The following is a 15319-nucleotide window of genomic DNA, read 5'->3' as shown; positions in this document are numbered from 1 at the left end:
TTCGATAAGTGGCCAGAGCCACCTTCACCCGCCAGGCGTCCGACATGCGAAACAACCAGCCCGTCACCCAGCGCGAGTATGCGTTCCCCGACCAGCAGCGTTTGATATCTACTACCGACCTGACCGGCAAGATCACCTATTGCAACGATAGTTTCGTCGAGGTCAGCGGCTACGACCGCAACGACTTGATCGGCGCCCCGCACAATCTGATTCGCCATCCGGACGTGCCTGCAGCGGTGTTTGGCCATATGTGGGCCACCCTGAAAAGTGGCAGGCCCTGGATGGGCATCGTCAAAAACCGTCGCATCGATGGCGACCATTACTGGGTAAACGCCTACGTCACGCCGGTGCTCGATGCCCAGCGCAACGTAGTGGGCTATGAATCGGTGCGCACCAAGCCCACCCGTGAGCAGGTCAGCCGTGCCGAGGCGCTCTATGCGCGCCTGAATGCCGGCAAAAGCGGCGTGCCTCGGCGCGACACCTGGCTGCCCGTCGCCTTCAATTGGTTACCCTTCATCATTATCAGCCAGATCGGTTTTCTGATCGGCGCCTGGTTCGATCACGGCTGGGGCTTCGCCCTGGCAGCACTGCTCTCAGTGCCGCTCGGCCTGGCCGGCCGCCACTGGCAGATGCGCGGCATGAACCGCCTGCTACGCCTGGCGCAGCAATCCACCAGCGACCCGCTTATCGCCCGAATGTACACCGACAGCCACGGTGTCGAAGCTCAACTGGAGATGGCGATGCTCAGCGAGCACGCACGGTTGAAAACCTGCCTGACGCGCCTGCAGGACAGCGCCGTGCAGCTGCAACAACAAGCCAAGCGGGCAGATTCGCTCGCTCACAGCTGTTCCGACGGCCTGTCGCGACAGCACCACGAGACTGAACAGGTTGCCGCGGCAATCACGCAGATGGCCGCGACTACACAGGAAGTTGCTGGCAACGTCGCGCTTGCCGCAGACGCCACCGAACAGGCCAACCAACTCGCCACCCAAGGGCGGCAAATCAGTTCAGATACACGCAAGGCCATCGAACAACTGGCCGAGGCCGTCACCGAAACCGGCGCTGCCGTATCGGCATTGGCACACAACAGCAACGAAATCGGTACGGTGGTGGACGTGATTAAGAGCATCGCCGACCAGACCAACCTGCTGGCGTTGAACGCGGCGATCGAGGCCGCGCGCGCTGGGGAAAGCGGCCGCGGCTTTGCCGTCGTGGCCGACGAGGTGCGGCAGCTGGCACAGCGAACCGCCGACGCCACCGGGCAGATCCACCGGCTCATCGAGACCTTGCAACAGCAGGCACGGCAAGCGGTCGAGACCACCGAAGCGGGCCGCAGGCATGCCAGCGCCGGCGTCGAGCGGGTCGTTGATGCGGACCGGGCGCTCTGCGGTATTGGCGAAGCGGTCGCGCGCATCATCGACATGAGCACGCAGATCGCCTCGGCAACCGAGCAGCAAAGCGCCGTCGCCGAGGAAATCAGCCAGAACGTGGGCAACATCGCCCGGCTCGCCGACCAGACCGCAGGCGATGCCGAGAGCTCGGCGCTGTTGTCCGAAGAACTGACGGCCACGGCGCACACCCAATACGCGTTGGTGGAACGCTTCAACCGTTGACCTCAGCAAGGAACGCCGCAATCGCATCGGCCGCAGCGTCCAGATGCTGCTGATGCGTCAGTCCTGAGCGTTTCAGCGGCTTGAGGTCGTGGTCCGCAGCGGCCAGCCATTCGAGCCTGATCGCCGGTGCGAGGTCGTAGGCGGCGACGCTGTCGCGATCACCCAGAGCGTCGCGCTCGCCCTGAAGGATCAAGGTCGGCGTCTGAATGGCGGCCAGGTGCGCGACCCTCGGCTTTTCCGGCTTGCCTGCTGCGTAAAACGGGTAGCCCAGGCAGATCAGCGCATCGGCACCGAGCTCATCGGCCAGCAGGCTCGCCATCCGCCCGCCCATCGACTTGCCGCCGATGGCCAACCGCCCTGCGGTCTGCTGTCGCACGTCGGCATACACCTCGCGCCACCGCTCGAGCAGTTGCGCCTGCGGATTCGGCGGCCGCTTGCGCCCCGTCGCCCGGCGTTCGGCCATGTAGGCGAACTCGAAGCGCACCACCGCAATGTCCCGCGCCACAAGGCGTTCTGCCATGTCTTGCATGAACGGGCTGTCCATCGGCGCACCGGCACCGTGCGCCAGGATCAGGGTCGCACGTGCCTCGCCCTCGGGCCGATCGACGCGGACGAATGGATTTTCACCGGGTTGCGCGCATTGATCAGCGTCAATACCGGCCATTTGCCCTTTCCCCATGCTTGCCCCCGCTTTCAAGTGAAAGATCCGACTGCTTCAACGCTACAAAAAACTGCACTTAACCCGTGGATGGAAGCCCATACATGAACACAGCAACCAGTGCCGCCTATGACTACAAGGTGGTTCGCCAATTCGCCATCATGACGGTGGTGTGGGGAATCGTCGGGATGGGGCTCGGCGTTTTCATCGCAGCACAGCTCGCCTGGCCCGTACTCAACTTCGACCTGCCGTGGACCAGTTTCGGTCGTTTGCGGCCCTTGCACACCAACGCCGTGATCTTCGCCTTTGGCGGCTGTGCATTGTTCGCGACCTCTTACTATTCGGTCCAGCGCACCTGCCAGACCACCCTGTTCGCGCCGAAGCTGGCCGCGTTCACCTTCTGGGGCTGGCAATTGGTGATCCTGCTGGCCGCGATCAGCCTACCGCTGGGCTTCACCAGCTCCAAGGAATACGCCGAGCTGGAATGGCCGATCGACATCCTGATCACCATCGTCTGGGTCGCCTATGCGGTGGTGTTCTTCGGCACCCTGGCGACCCGCAAGGTCAAGCACATCTATGTAGGCAACTGGTTCTTCGGGGGTTTCATCCTGACCGTCGCGATCCTGCATATCGTCAACAACCTGGAAGTGCCGGTGACCGCGATGAAGTCCTACTCGCTGTATGCCGGTGCGACCGACGCCATGGTCCAGTGGTGGTACGGCCATAACGCGGTGGGCTTCTTCCTCACCGCCGGTTTCCTCGGGATCATGTACTACTTCGTGCCCAAACAAGCCGAGCGTCCGGTCTACTCCTATCGCCTGTCGATCGTGCACTTCTGGGCGCTGATCACGGTGTACATCTGGGCCGGCCCGCACCATCTGCACTACACGGCGCTGCCGGATTGGGCGCAAAGCCTGGGCATGGTGATGTCCTTGATCCTGCTGGCACCGAGCTGGGGCGGCATGATCAACGGCATGATGACCCTCTCTGGCGCCTGGCATAAGCTGCGCAGCGACCCCATCCTGCGGTTCCTGGTCGTCTCCCTCGCGTTCTACGGCATGTCGACCTTCGAAGGTCCGATGATGGCGATCAAGACCGTCAACGCCCTGTCCCACTACACCGATTGGACCATCGGCCACGTACACGCTGGCGCCCTCGGCTGGGTTGCCATGGTGTCCATCGGCGCCCTGTACCACCTCATCCCGAAAGTATTCGGTCGCGAGCAGATGCACAGCATCGGCCTGATCAACGCTCACTTCTGGCTGGCGACCATCGGCACCGTTCTCTACATCGCCTCGATGTGGGTCAACGGGATCGCCCAGGGCCTGATGTGGCGCGCGATCAACGAAGACGGCACCCTCACCTACTCCTTCGTCGAGGCGCTGGAAGCCAGCCACCCCGGTTTCGTGGTGCGCATGATCGGTGGTGCGGTGTTCTTCACCGGCATGCTGCTGATGGCCTACAACACCTGGCGCACCGTGCAGGCCTCCAAGCCGGCCGAATATGACGCCGCTGCGCAGATCGCCTGAGGAGCCGAGAGATGAAGAAGCACGAAATACTCGAAAAGAACGTCGGCCTGCTGACCCTGTTCATGATCCTGGCGGTGAGCATCGGCGGCCTGACGCAGATCGTTCCGCTGTTCTTCCAGGACACCGTCAACGAGCCGGTCGAGGGCATGAAGCCCTACACCGCGCTGCAGCTCGAAGGCCGCGACCTCTATATCCGTGAGGGCTGCGTCGGTTGTCACTCGCAGATGATCCGCCCCTTCCGCGCCGAAACCGAGCGCTACGGCCACTATTCGGTCGCTGGTGAGAGCGTGTACGACCATCCGTTCCTATGGGGCTCCAAGCGTACCGGCCCGGACCTGGCTCGCGTCGGCGGCCGTTACTCCGACGACTGGCACCGCGCACACCTGTACAACCCGCGCAACGTGGTACCCGAGTCGAAGATGCCTTCCTATCCGTGGCTGGTCGAGCAAACGCTCGACGGCCAGGACACTGCCAAGAAAATGGAAGCCCTGCGCAGCGTAGGCGTGCCGTACACCGCAGACGACATTGCCGGCGCCAAGGAAGCGGTCAAGGGCAAGACCGAGATGGATGCCCTGGTCGCGTACCTGCAGGTGCTCGGTACTGCGCTGCAGAACAAGCGCTGAGCCAGGACGACGCAATCGAACACGCGGCTGACAGCAGCCGCCAGGAACCAATATCGCGGGCAGCCCGGCGCTCGGGCTGTTCAGGAGTAACAGATGAACGCTTTCTGGAGTGGATACATCGCCCTGCTGACGCTGGGCACCATCGTCGCTCTGTTCTGGCTGATTTTCGCCACGCGCAAGGGCGAGTCGGCCGGCACGACCGACAAGACCATGGGCCATTCATTCGATGGCATCGAGGAATACGACAACCCCTTGCCCAAGTGGTGGTTCGTGCTGTTCATCGCGACGCTGCTGTTCGGCATCGGCTACCTGATCCTCTACCCGGGGCTGGGAAACTGGAAAGGTGTGCTGCCGGGCTACGAAGGGGGATGGACACAGACGAAGGAGTGGCAGCGTGAAGTCGACCAGGCCGAAGCCAAGTTCGGCCCGATCTTCGCCAAGTATTCGGCCATGAGCGTCGCCCAGGTCGCGGACGATGAACGCGCGCTGAAGATCGGCGGGCGCCTGTTCGCCAACCATTGCTCGGTCTGCCACGGCTCGGATGCCAAGGGTGCCAATGGCTTCCCCAATCTGGCTGACACAGAATGGCGCTGGGGTGGTGACGCCGAGACTATCAAGACTTCGATCCTGCATGGCCGTGTCGCAACGATGCCGGCTTGGGGCCAAGTGATCGGCGAAGAAGGCGTGAAGAATGTCGCTGGCTATGTACGCAACAGCCTTGCCGGCTTACCGCTGCCCGACGGCAGCGACGTCGACCTCGACGCCGGGAGTCAGATCTTTGCGCAGAACTGCTCGGTGTGCCACGGCGCCAACGGTCAGGGCATGCCGGCCATGGGTGCACCCAAACTGACCTCTGCTGCTGGCTGGATCTACGGTTCGACCCTGCCTCAACTGCAGCAGACTATCCGTCATGGTCGCAACGGTAAGATGCCTGCGCAGGAACCCTACTTGGGCAACGACAAAGTCCACCTCCTGGCGGCCTATGTCTATAGCCTGTCGCAGAAGCCCGAGCAGGTCGCCAAGCGCTGACCGCTCATTACAGGGCGATACCTGCTATCGCCCTGTTTCGGATCAAGTCCCGCCCCAAAATGCGGCCGTGCGACGCTCTGTCGCAGACCGCCCGGTCCATCTCCGCTTGGCCTGAAAAGCCACGCGCTTCTATATTCTTCCCCGTTCGCCGCACCCCGCAGAACTAGACGGCGACACTCTCGATTCGGCACATCGGCGTGATGTGAAAAACGACCCTGCAAAGAGCATGGAAAACGCCTGGGATCAGGGTCCGGACGGCGCGAGATGGCCTGGGCCTTGATTGCATTGCCCCCCTCCTTTCTCCATACTTGCCGCCGTTTTTGCCCCCTGAAATGCCATTAGCGTGGAAGCCTTGCATGAGCACAGCAATAAGTGAGACTGCATATAACTATAAGGTGGTTCGCCAATTCGCCATCATGACGGTGGTGTGGGGAATTATCGGAATGGGTCTGGGCGTGTTCATCGCCGCACAACTGGTGTGGCCTGAGCTGAACTTCGACCTGCCGTGGACCAGCTTCGGCCGTCTGCGTCCCTTGCATACCAACGCGGTGATTTTCGCGTTCGGCGGTTGCGCCTTGATGGCGACCTCCTTCTATGTGGTCCAGCGTACCTCTCAGGTACGGCTGTTCTCCGACACGCTGGCTTCCTTCGTGTTCTGGGGCTGGCAGGCCGTCATCGTGCTCGCCGTGATCACGCTCCCGCAGGGCTTCACCAGCTCCAAGGAATACGCCGAGCTGGAATGGCCGATCGACATCCTGATAGCCATCGTCTGGATCAGCTACGCGATCGTGTTCTTCGGCACCATCATGAAGCGCAAGTCCAAGCACATCTATGTGGGCAACTGGTTCTACGGCGGCTTCATCCTGGTTACCGCGATGCTTCACATCGTCAACAACCTGGAAGTCCCGGTGAGCTGGTTCAAGTCTTACTCGATCTATTCGGGTGCGACCGACGCCATGGTTCAGTGGTGGTATGGCCACAACGCAGTAGGTTTCTTCCTGACCACCGGCTTCCTGGGCATGATGTATTACTTCGTGCCGAAGCAGGCCGAACGCCCCGTTTACTCCTATCGCCTGTCGATCGTGCACTTCTGGGCGTTGATTACCCTGTACATCTGGGCCGGCCCGCACCACCTGCACTACACCGCGTTGCCGGACTGGGCACAGAGCCTGGGCATGGTGATGTCGGTCATCCTGCTCGCACCGAGTTGGGGCGGCATGATCAACGGCATGATGACCCTCTCCGGCGCCTGGCATAAGCTGCGCACCGACCCGATCCTGCGCTTCCTGGTCGTCTCCCTGGCGTTCTACGGCATGTCGACCTTCGAAGGTCCGATGATGGCGATCAAGACCGTCAACGCCCTGTCCCACTACACCGACTGGACCATCGGCCACGTTCACGCCGGCGCGCTCGGCTGGGTTGCGATGATCTCCATCGGCTCGCTTTACCACCTGATTCCCAAGGTGTTCGGCCGTGAGCAGATGCACAGCATTGGCCTGATCAACGCGCACTTCTGGCTGGCGACCATCGGCACCGTGCTCTATATCGCCTCGATGTGGGTCAACGGCATCACCCAAGGCCTGATGTGGCGTGCGATCAACGAGGACGGCACCCTGACCTACTCCTTCGTCGAGGCACTGGAAGCCAGCCACCCCGGCTTCATCGTGCGGGCCCTCGGCGGCGCGTTCTTCCTCAGCGGCATGCTGCTGATGGCTTACAACACCTGGCGTACCGTTCGCGTATCCAAAGCGTCCGAGATCGACGCTGCTGCACAGATCGCCTGAGGAAAGGGATAGATGAAGAATCACGAAATACTCGAAAAGAACATCGGTCTGCTGACCCTGTTCATGATCCTGGCGGTGAGCATCGGCGGCCTGACCCAGATCGTCCCGCTGTTCTTCCAGGACGTGGTCAACGAGCCGGTCGAAGGCATGAAGCCCTACACCGCCTTGCAGCTCGAAGGCCGTGACCTATACATCCGCGAAGGCTGCGTCGGCTGTCATTCGCAGATGGTTCGCCCGTTCCGCGCCGAAACCGAGCGCTACGGCCATTACTCGGTTGCGGGTGAGAGCGTCTACGATCACCCATTCCTGTGGGGCTCCAAGCGCACCGGCCCGGACCTGGCTCGTGTCGGCGGCCGTTACTCCGACGACTGGCACCGTGCGCACCTCTATAACCCGCGCAACGTAGTGCCCGAATCCAAGATGCCGGCCTACCCCTGGCTGGTCGAGCACACGCTCGACGGCCGCGACACCGCCAAGAAGATGGAAGCACTGCGCAGCGTAGGCGTGCCTTACACCGAAGAAGACATCGCCGGTGCGAAGGACGCGGTCAAGGGCAAGACCGAAATGGACGCCCTTGTCGCCTACCTCCAGGTACTTGGCACCGCACTCACCAACAAACGGTAACGCACCATGGAAATCGGGACTCTCCGCGGTCTGGGCACCATTTTGGTTTTCGTCGCATTCATCTGCGTCGTGCTCTGGGCCTATAGCAGCAAGCGCAAGAAAAGCTTCGACGAAGCCGCCAACCTGCCGTTCGCGGACGAGCCCGAATCCAAGAAGCGTGATGAAGAAGCTTCCAGGAGTAATAAATAAATGACCTCGTTTTGGAGTTGGTACATCACCCTGCTGAGCCTGGGGACCATTGCCGCACTGGTCTGGCTGCTGCTCGCGACGCGCAAGGGACAACGCCACGACACCACGGAAGAAACCGTCGGCCATTCCTATGACGGCATCGAGGAATACGACAACCCGCTTCCGCGCTGGTGGTTCATGCTTTTCGTCGCCACGGTGGTGTTCGCGCTGGGCTATCTCGCTCTATATCCGGGCCTCGGCAATTGGAAAGGCATGCTGCCTGGCTATGAGGACGGCTGGACCCAAGTGAAGGAATGGCAGCGTGAAGTCGACCGCGCCAACGAACAGTACGGCCCGCTGTATGCCAAATTCGCTTCCATGCCAGTCGAGGAAGTCGCCAAGGATCCGCAGGCGCTAAAGATGGGCGGTCGCCTGTTCGCGTCCAACTGCTCGGTCTGCCATGGCTCCGACGCCAAGGGCGCCTACGGCTTCCCCAATCTGACGGACCACGACTGGCTCTGGGGCGGTGAACCCGAAACCATCAAGACCACCATCCTTGGCGGCCGCCAGGCAGCGATGCCGGCATGGCGCGACGTCATCGGCGAAGACGGCATTCGCAACGTGGCTGGCTATGTCATGAGCCTATCGGGCCGTGAAGTTCCCCAGGGCACCGAGAGTGACGTTGAGCAGGGTCAAAAGATCTTCGCCGCCAACTGTGTAGCCTGCCACGGTCCTGAAGGCAAAGGCACCCAGGCCATGGGCGCACCGAACCTCACCGACAACGTCTGGCTCTACGGATCGAGCTTTGGACAGATACAGCAGACCCTTCGCTATGGCCGTAACGGCCGTATGCCGGCTCAGGAGAACACCCTGGGTAACGACAAGGTCCACCTGCTGGCTGCCTATGTGTACAGCCTCTCGCAAAAAGCGGAGAACTGATCGGAGACAACCAGGCGCGACCCACGGTCGCACCTGACTCCAGACATCGGGGCGTACCATTCGCAGCAGGTCAGATAATGATCCCGGTTGGCATGTATCAACCGGGGCACTCACCCAATGCCGTGGTACGCAATCGATGACTGAGCAAATCCCCGTTCGTGATGTAACCCCTCCTGCCAAGGTCAATGCGTCAGCCGACCTCTACGCCGCCCGCGAAAAAATCTATACCCGCGCCTTCAAAGGCATCTTCCGCAACCTGCGGCTCGGTGGCGGAGCCCTGCTGTTCGTTCTGTACTTTGGAACCGTGTGGTTGAACTGGAACGGGCGTCAGGCCGTCTGGTGGGACCTGCCCGAGCGCAAGTTCTACATCTTCGGCGCGACCTTCTGGCCACAGGACTTCATCCTGCTGTCCGCACTCCTGATCATCTGCGCCTTCGGCCTGTTCTTCATCACGGTGTTCGCCGGACGAGTCTGGTGTGGCTATACTTGCCCGCAGAGCGTGTTCACCTGGGTGTTCATGTGGGCCGAGAAGGTCACTGAGGGTGACCGCAATCAGCGTATGAAGCTCGACAAGGCGCCCATGAGTGCCAACAAGTTTCTGCGCAAGTCCGCCAAGCACGCCATCTGGCTGGCGGTGTCGCTGGCGATCGGCATTACCTTCGTCGGCTACTTCACCCCCATTCGCGACCTGGTGCCGGATCTGCTGACTTTTCAGGTCGGTGGCTGGGCGCTGTTCTGGGTGGGCTTCTTCACCTTGGCGACCTACGGCAACGCTGGCTATCTGCGCGAGCAGGTGTGCATTTACATGTGCCCCTACGCGCGGTTCCAAAGCGTGATGTTCGATAAGGACACGCTGATCGTGTCCTATGACCCTCGCCGCGGCGAGCGTCGCGGACCGCGCAAGAAGGATGCGGACTACAAGGCCATGGGCCTGGGTGATTGCATCGACTGCACCATGTGCGTTCAGGTTTGCCCGACCGGCATCGACATCCGCGACGGCCTGCAGATCGAGTGCATCGGCTGCGCGGCCTGTATCGATGCGTGCGACGCCATCATGGACAAGATGAACTACCCGCGCGGGCTCATCAGTTACACCACCGAACACAACCTTTCCGGGCAGAAGACCCACCTGCTACGGCCACGACTGATCGGCTATGCCGTGGCGCTCGTCGCGATGATGGGCGTGTTTGCCTTTGCCGTGACCGACCGCGCCCTGGTCAAGCTCGACGTCCTCAAGGACCGTGTGCTCTATCGCGAGAACGAGCAGGGCATGATCGAGAACGTCTACACGCTCAAGGTGATGAACAAGGCCCAGAACGAACAGACCTTCGTCATCGAGGCGACCGGCCTGGACGGGCTGCAATACAGCGGACGCAACGAAATCCAGGCGGCGGCCGGGGAGCTGATGACGATTCCGGTGGAACTGTCGGTCGCGCCCGAGAAGCTGCCCTCAAGCACCAACGACATTGTCTTCCACATCCGCTCGGCAGACGATCCTTCCATCGAAGATGATGCAGAGAGCCGCTTCATCGGCCCGAGCATTCGCTGACAGGTGTATATGAACGCTTCAGATAACGAAAAGCAGACACGCTGGTACACGCAGTTCTGGGCTTGGTTCGTGATCGGCATCCTGCTGATTTCGGTGATCCTCGGCACCTCCATGCTCACCATTGCGATTCGCAACGCCGATAGCCTGGTCTCCGACAACTACTACGATGCCGGAAAGGGCATCAACCAGTCGCTCGAACGCGAAAAGCTCGCCGAGCGCCTGCAGGTTCAGGCCCGCGTGACCCTGGATGAGGACCGTGGCTTGGCCGAAGTTCAGCTCAGCGGCAACAGCCGCCCGCAGCAACTCGTGCTCAACTTGCTCTCCCCCACTCAACCCGAGCGCGATCGCCGGGTGGTCCTGCAACCCCAAGGCGACGGCATCTATCAGGGGCAGATGCAGGAGGCGGTAACCGGTCGGCGGTTCGTCGAACTGCTCGGTCGCGAAGGCGATCAGGACTGGCGTCTTTTCGAAGAAAACGAGGTTGCCAGCGGGCACGCCATGGATCTGACCCACTGATCTGATGGCGACCCCGACCCCCTGTTATCACTGCGGGTTGCCGGTGCCAGCCGGCAGCCATTACCACGCACGGGTTCTCGACGAGGCGCGCGCATTTTGCTGCCCAGGCTGTCAGGCCGTGGCCGAAGCGATCGTCCAGGGCGGCCTGCAGAGCTATTACCTGCACCGCAGCGATGCGTCGATCAACCCTGGCGCCCTGCCCCAGGCGCTGGGCGAAGAATTGTCACTGTATGACCGTAAGGACGTTCAGGAACCCTTCGTCGAGCACGAGGGCGAGTACGCCAGCACCGCACTGATGATAGAGGGCATCAGCTGTGCCGCCTGCGGCTGGCTGATCGAACGTCATCTGCGCGGGCTCGACGGTGTCGCCGAAGCCAGCCTGAACCTCTCTAATCACCGCCTGCGGGTGCGTTGGAGCGATGCCAAGCTCCCGTTAAGCGAGCTGCTCGCCGAACTCAGGCGCATCGGCTACGCCGCCCACCCCTACCAGGCCGACCAGGCCGCCGAGCGCCTTGCTCGGGAAAATCGCCGCAGCATGCGCCAGCTCGGCGTTACCGGTCTGCTGTGGATGCAGGTCATGATGGCGACCATGGCCACCTGGCCCGAATTCAACATCGACCTCACACCGGGCATGGCGACCATCCTGCGTTGGACGGCCCTGCTGCTGACCACGCCGATCGTCTTCTATTGCTGCACCGACTTCTTCAAGGGCGCCGTGCGAGATCTGCGCACCCGCCACCTGACCATGGACGTGTCCGTCTCGCTCGCCATTGGCGGCGCCTACCTGGCCGGGATCTGGTCGACGATGACCGGCACCGGTGAGCTGTATTTCGATGCTGTCGGCATGTTCGCCCTGTTCCTGCTCGCAGGGCGTTTCCTCGAGCGCCGTGCACGCGAGCGGACCGCCGCGGCCACGGCGCAGCTGGTCAATCTGCTCCCGGCTTCGTGCCTGCGGTTGTCGGATGCGGACCAAGCGGATCGCATCCTGCTCAGCGATCTGCACATCGGTGACCGCGTGCTGGTCCAGCCCGGGGCACTGATCCCGGCGGATGGGCTCATTCTTGACGGCCATTCGAGCGTCGACGAATCGGTGCTGACTGGGGAATACCTGCCGCAGGCACGCAGCGCAGGCGAGCAAGTCACCGCTGGCACCCTCAATGTCGAAGGCGCGCTCGTGGTGCAGGTACAGGCCCTGGGCGACGATACTCGCCTGTCCGCCATTGTCCGCCTGCTCGAACGCGCCCAGTCGGACAAGCCGCGGCTGGCCGAGCTGGCTGACCGGGTTGCGCAATGGTTTCTGCTCATCGTGCTGGGTACCGCGGTCGTTGTCGGCCTGGTCTGGTGGCTGATCGACCCGACGCGTGCCTTCTGGATCGTACTGGCGCTGCTCGTCGCGACCTGCCCCTGCGCGCTCTCGCTGGCCACGCCCACTGCCCTCACTACCGCGACGGGCACCTTGCACAAGCTGGGCCTGCTGCTAACTCGCGGCCATGTGCTCGAAGGGCTCAACCACATCGATACCGTGATTTTCGATAAGACCGGCACACTCACCGAGGGCCGTCTCACCCTTAGCGAAATCAGGCCGCTGGGCACGCTTGATGTTGATGCCTGCCTGGAGCTGGCGGCAGCACTGGAAAACCGCTCCGAGCACCCCATTGCCAAAGCGTTCGGCCGTGCGCCCCAGGCGGCCGACTCGGTCGAGAGCGTGCCGGGCCTCGGCCTGCAGGGCTCGGTAGGCGACCGCACATTGCGCATCGGCCAACCGGGTTTCGTGGCCGAAGGTTATGGTGGCCAGGCACTGTCAATTCCGGGCGAGCAAGGTCAATGGTTGCTGCTCGGCGACCGCAACGGCCCGCTGGCGTGGCTAGTGCTCGATGATCGCCTGCGCCGCGATGCACCAGCGCTCCTGGAAACCTGTCGCCGGCGCGGTTGGCACACCGTTCTCCTATCCGGTGACAGCTCACCCATGGTTGGGGAAATCGCTCAGCTACTGGCTTTCGACACCGCGCATGGCGGCCTCACCCCAGCTGACAAGCTGAGCCGCCTGCACGCGCTGCAAGCCGAAGGGCGACGTGTATTGATGATCGGTGACGGCGTCAACGACGTACCGGTGATGGCCGCAGCCGACATCAGCGTCGCCATGGGCTCGGCCACGGACCTAGCCAAGACCAGCGCCGATGCCGTCCTGCTATCCAACCGGCTGGAAAGCCTTGTCCAGGCCTTCGACGTAGCCCGTCGCAGCCGCCGTATCATCATTGAAAACCTGGCCTGGGCCAGCCTGTACAACGGCCTTATTCTGCCCTTCGCCGCGATCGGCTGGGTGACGCCGATGTGGGCGGCGCTAGGCATGTCCGCCAGCTCGCTGCTTGTCGTCCTGAACGCTCTGCGCCTGACCCGAACCCCTGTCGCCCCTAGCGTAGGACAGCCCGAGACGCCTGGCGTAGGATGGTCGGCAACGCCTAACTGACCCTTCCTGCAGCACGGAGCCGACATGGCCGCACTCTATATTTTGATTCCCGTCGCGGTGGTGCTCGTCGCCCTCGCCATCTGGGTCTTTTTCTGGGCCGTCGATAGCGGACAATACGACGATCTGGACGGCCCCGCCCACAGCATTCTGTTCGATGATGAGGACCCCAAGCACAAGGCCGGCCTCGAACAGGCTGACCAATCGGACCAGGAGCGAACCAAGCGTGATTGAGCTGTTGCCCGCGCTGCTGTCTGCCTTCGTGCTCGGCCTACTCGGCGGCGGCCACTGTTTGGGCATGTGCGGTGGGTTGATGGGTGCGCTGACCATGGCGATCCCACCCGAGCAACGCAACCGCCGGCTGCGCCTGCTGCTCGCCTACAACCTGGGCCGCGTCCTGAGTTATGCCGTGGCCGGATTGGTCATCGGGCTTGCAGGCTGGGCGGTCGCCAACAGCCCTGCCGCCACGGCCTTGCGCGTACTCGCCGCAGCATTGTTGATAAGCATGGGGCTCTATTTGGCTGGGTGGTGGAACGGCTTGACACGCGTGGAAGCCATCGGGCGCGGTCTGTGGAAACGCATCCAGCCGATTGCCAGCAGGCTGATGCCGGTGCGCAACCTGCCGCAGGCGCTGCTGCTCGGTACGCTCTGGGGCTGGCTGCCTTGCGGGTTGGTGTACAGCACGCTGCTATGGTCGGCCAGCCAAGGCGACGCACTGGACAGCGCGCTGCTGATGCTGGCGTTCGGTGTGGGGACCTGGCCGGTGTTGCTCGCGACCGGCCTCGCGGCCGAACGTATCACTGCCCTGCTGCGCAAGCGCAACGTCCGGAGGCTGGGCGGTGTCGTGGTCATGCTATTCGGACTCTGGACGCTACCCGGCCCGCATCAGCAATGGCTGATGGGGCACGGCGGCGCGACGACGCCGGCGCATGAAGTTCCCACCCACCAGCATAGCCACTGACTGGCGGCCTCAGGGCTCCTTCGGCAATTGACGCTTGTGCGCGGTCTTGTCGTAAGCCGCGACAATGATTCCCGCCGCTTCGTCATCGATCTCGAGGCCCTGTAGGAAATCGTCGATCTGCTGGTAGCTGACTCCATGCGCTTCCTCGTCCGGCTTGCCGGGCGACAACTCCTCCAGATCCGCTGTCGGGACTTTCTTGACCAGCTGCTCAGGTGCGCCGAGCGCAGCGGCCAGCGCCCGGACCTGACGCTTGACCAATCCGGCTAGCGGCGTCAAATCACACGCGCCGTCCCCGAACTTGGTGAAGAATCCCATCACGGCCTCTGCCGCGTGGTCAGTGCCAATGACCAGTCCTTGGCGGGCATTGGCGATCGTGTATTGCGCCACCATGCGCATCCGCGCCTTGGTATTGCCCAGAACGAAATCCCGAGCCTTGGGATCGAGCACGTCGAGCGCCTCGGTCGCACGCGACAACCCCTGAACAGCCGCACCGATGTTCACCGTATGGCACTCGTCCGGCTTGATCGTATCGACGGCCAGCTGTGCTTCGTCCTCGTCGTGCTGAACCTGATACGGCAAGCGAACCGCGATGAACCGATAGTCGTCACCGTCACCCGCGGCGCGCATCCCCTCGACTGCCCGCTGCGCCAAAAGGCCGGCCGTGGTCGAGTCGACACCACCACTGATGCCGAGCACCAATGTCTTCATGCCGGACTCACGCAGGCAGCGTTGGATGAAGGCTATGCGCCGGTCGATTTCGGCCTGGATGGACTGCGCCCCGTCGAAGGCCGGGCGGACGCCGAGTGCAGCAGCGATCTCTTGCTGGCGGCTGTGCATGAACTGATCTCCTGTGAAAGGTCGA

The 15319-nt window shown here is 62.5% G+C and carries 15 protein-coding genes and 1 pseudogene; 14 read left to right on the top strand and 2 right to left on the bottom strand.

The genetic code is table 11. The features are described from left to right. Nucleotides 1–44: 44 nt before the first annotated feature. Nucleotides 45–329, top strand: a pseudogene (locus tag M1D78_RS09025) (PAS domain-containing protein); the annotation flags it as partial. 300 nt (nt 330–629) lie between these two features. Next, nucleotides 630–1613: a methyl-accepting chemotaxis protein gene (locus M1D78_RS09020; protein ID WP_457933584.1), complete on the top strand. Its 984-nt coding sequence runs from the start codon at nt 630–632 to the stop codon at nt 1611–1613. Here the strand turns inward: M1D78_RS09020 and M1D78_RS09015 are convergent. Then, nucleotides 1603–2292 (bottom strand): alpha/beta family hydrolase, encoded by a 690-nt coding sequence (locus M1D78_RS09015; RefSeq protein WP_437419583.1) that lies wholly within the window; start codon nt 2290–2292, stop codon nt 1603–1605. The genes M1D78_RS09020 and M1D78_RS09015 overlap by 11 nt on opposite strands. Nucleotides 2293–2375: 83 nt before the next feature. On the opposite strand from M1D78_RS09015, the gene ccoN (M1D78_RS09010) reads away from it, so the two are divergent. The 12 genes from ccoN (M1D78_RS09010) to M1D78_RS08955 all read left to right on the top strand — a co-directional run bounded on the left by ccoN (M1D78_RS09010) (nt 2376) and on the right by M1D78_RS08955 (nt 14457). Beyond that, the gene (gene ccoN, locus M1D78_RS09010) at nt 2376–3800 is read left to right on the top strand and encodes a cytochrome-c oxidase, cbb3-type subunit I (protein WP_437419584.1); all 1425 of its coding nucleotides are present in this window, start codon (nt 2376–2378) and stop codon (nt 3798–3800) included. An 11-nt stretch (nt 3801–3811) separates the two neighbouring features. Continuing rightward, on the top strand, nt 3812–4423 hold the full coding sequence (ccoO, locus tag M1D78_RS09005) for a cytochrome-c oxidase, cbb3-type subunit II (RefSeq protein ID WP_437419585.1): 612 nt from the start codon (nt 3812–3814) through the stop codon (nt 4421–4423). 93 nt (nt 4424–4516) lie between these two features. Next, nucleotides 4517–5452 carry a cytochrome-c oxidase, cbb3-type subunit III gene (gene ccoP, locus M1D78_RS09000; RefSeq protein ID WP_437419586.1) on the top strand — a complete coding sequence of 312 codons (936 nt, stop codon included), beginning with the start codon at nt 4517–4519 and terminating at the stop codon, nt 5450–5452. Nucleotides 5453–5808: 356 nt separating this feature from the next. Continuing rightward, nucleotides 5809–7236, top strand: coding sequence for a cytochrome-c oxidase, cbb3-type subunit I (ccoN, locus tag M1D78_RS08995; RefSeq protein WP_437419587.1), 1428 nt, complete (start codon nt 5809–5811; stop codon nt 7234–7236). A 12-nt stretch (nt 7237–7248) separates the two neighbouring features. After that, a complete protein-coding gene (gene ccoO / locus M1D78_RS08990) occupies nt 7249–7860 on the top strand; it encodes a cytochrome-c oxidase, cbb3-type subunit II (RefSeq protein ID WP_437419588.1) in 612 nt (203 codons plus the stop codon). 6 nt (nt 7861–7866) lie between these two features. Beyond that, nucleotides 7867–8049: a cbb3-type cytochrome oxidase subunit 3 gene (locus tag M1D78_RS08985; RefSeq protein WP_437419589.1), complete on the top strand. Its 183-nt coding sequence runs from the start codon at nt 7867–7869 to the stop codon at nt 8047–8049. Further along, entirely contained in the window at nt 8050–8967 is a 918-nt protein-coding gene (gene ccoP / locus M1D78_RS08980; RefSeq protein WP_437419590.1) for a cytochrome-c oxidase, cbb3-type subunit III, read from the top strand. It begins immediately after the preceding gene. 136 nt (nt 8968–9103) lie between these two features. Further along, the gene (gene ccoG / locus M1D78_RS08975; RefSeq protein ID WP_437419591.1) at nt 9104–10516 is read left to right on the top strand and encodes a cytochrome c oxidase accessory protein CcoG; all 1413 of its coding nucleotides are present in this window, start codon (nt 9104–9106) and stop codon (nt 10514–10516) included. Nucleotides 10517–10525: 9 nt separating this feature from the next. Continuing rightward, nucleotides 10526–11032 (top strand): FixH family protein, encoded by a 507-nt coding sequence (locus tag M1D78_RS08970; protein WP_437419592.1) that lies wholly within the window; start codon nt 10526–10528, stop codon nt 11030–11032. A gap of 4 nt (nt 11033–11036) precedes the next feature. Then, nucleotides 11037–13499, top strand: a complete 2463-nt coding sequence (locus M1D78_RS08965; protein WP_437419593.1) for a heavy metal translocating P-type ATPase — start codon at nt 11037–11039, stop codon at nt 13497–13499. 24 nt (nt 13500–13523) lie between these two features. Next, nucleotides 13524–13730, top strand: coding sequence for a cbb3-type cytochrome oxidase assembly protein CcoS (gene ccoS / locus M1D78_RS08960; protein ID WP_437419594.1), 207 nt, complete (start codon nt 13524–13526; stop codon nt 13728–13730). Then, nucleotides 13723–14457 carry a sulfite exporter TauE/SafE family protein gene (locus tag M1D78_RS08955; RefSeq protein ID WP_437419595.1) on the top strand — a complete coding sequence of 245 codons (735 nt, stop codon included), beginning with the start codon at nt 13723–13725 and terminating at the stop codon, nt 14455–14457. The genes ccoS and M1D78_RS08955 overlap by 8 nt, the downstream gene beginning before the upstream one ends. Nucleotides 14458–14466: 9 nt before the next feature. Here the strand turns inward: M1D78_RS08955 and nadE are convergent, their stop codons facing one another. Then, nucleotides 14467–15294 carry an ammonia-dependent NAD(+) synthetase gene (nadE, locus tag M1D78_RS08950; RefSeq protein ID WP_437419596.1) on the bottom strand — a complete coding sequence of 276 codons (828 nt, stop codon included), beginning with the start codon at nt 15292–15294 and terminating at the stop codon, nt 14467–14469. Nucleotides 15295–15319: the final 25 nt, after the last annotated feature.

The sequence above is a fragment of the Pseudomonas sp. SA195 genome, assembly GCF_054131565.1.
This window is presented reverse-complemented; position numbering and strand designations above follow the sequence as displayed.

Excerpts from the sequence above, each read along its gene's own strand:
- M1D78_RS09020 (WP_457933584.1), top strand. The coding sequence starts at position 630 with ATGCGCGGCATGAACCGCCTGCTACGCCTGGCGCAGCAATCCACCAGC.
- M1D78_RS09015 (WP_437419583.1), bottom strand. The coding sequence starts at position 2,292 with ATGGGGAAAGGGCAAATGGCCGGTATTGACGCTGATCAATGCGCGCAA.
- ccoN (WP_437419584.1), top strand. The coding sequence starts at position 2,376 with ATGAACACAGCAACCAGTGCCGCCTATGACTACAAGGTGGTTCGCCAA.
- ccoO (WP_437419585.1), top strand. The coding sequence starts at position 3,812 with ATGAAGAAGCACGAAATACTCGAAAAGAACGTCGGCCTGCTGACCCTG.
- ccoP (WP_437419586.1), top strand. The coding sequence starts at position 4,517 with ATGAACGCTTTCTGGAGTGGATACATCGCCCTGCTGACGCTGGGCACC.
- ccoN (WP_437419587.1), top strand. The coding sequence starts at position 5,809 with ATGAGCACAGCAATAAGTGAGACTGCATATAACTATAAGGTGGTTCGC.
- ccoO (WP_437419588.1), top strand. The coding sequence starts at position 7,249 with ATGAAGAATCACGAAATACTCGAAAAGAACATCGGTCTGCTGACCCTG.
- M1D78_RS08985 (WP_437419589.1), top strand. The coding sequence starts at position 7,867 with ATGGAAATCGGGACTCTCCGCGGTCTGGGCACCATTTTGGTTTTCGTC.
- ccoP (WP_437419590.1), top strand. The coding sequence starts at position 8,050 with ATGACCTCGTTTTGGAGTTGGTACATCACCCTGCTGAGCCTGGGGACC.
- ccoG (WP_437419591.1), top strand. The coding sequence starts at position 9,104 with ATGACTGAGCAAATCCCCGTTCGTGATGTAACCCCTCCTGCCAAGGTC.
- M1D78_RS08970 (WP_437419592.1), top strand. The coding sequence starts at position 10,526 with ATGAACGCTTCAGATAACGAAAAGCAGACACGCTGGTACACGCAGTTC.
- M1D78_RS08965 (WP_437419593.1), top strand. The coding sequence starts at position 11,037 with ATGGCGACCCCGACCCCCTGTTATCACTGCGGGTTGCCGGTGCCAGCC.
- ccoS (WP_437419594.1), top strand. The coding sequence starts at position 13,524 with ATGGCCGCACTCTATATTTTGATTCCCGTCGCGGTGGTGCTCGTCGCC.
- nadE (WP_437419596.1), bottom strand. The coding sequence starts at position 15,294 with ATGCACAGCCGCCAGCAAGAGATCGCTGCTGCACTCGGCGTCCGCCCG.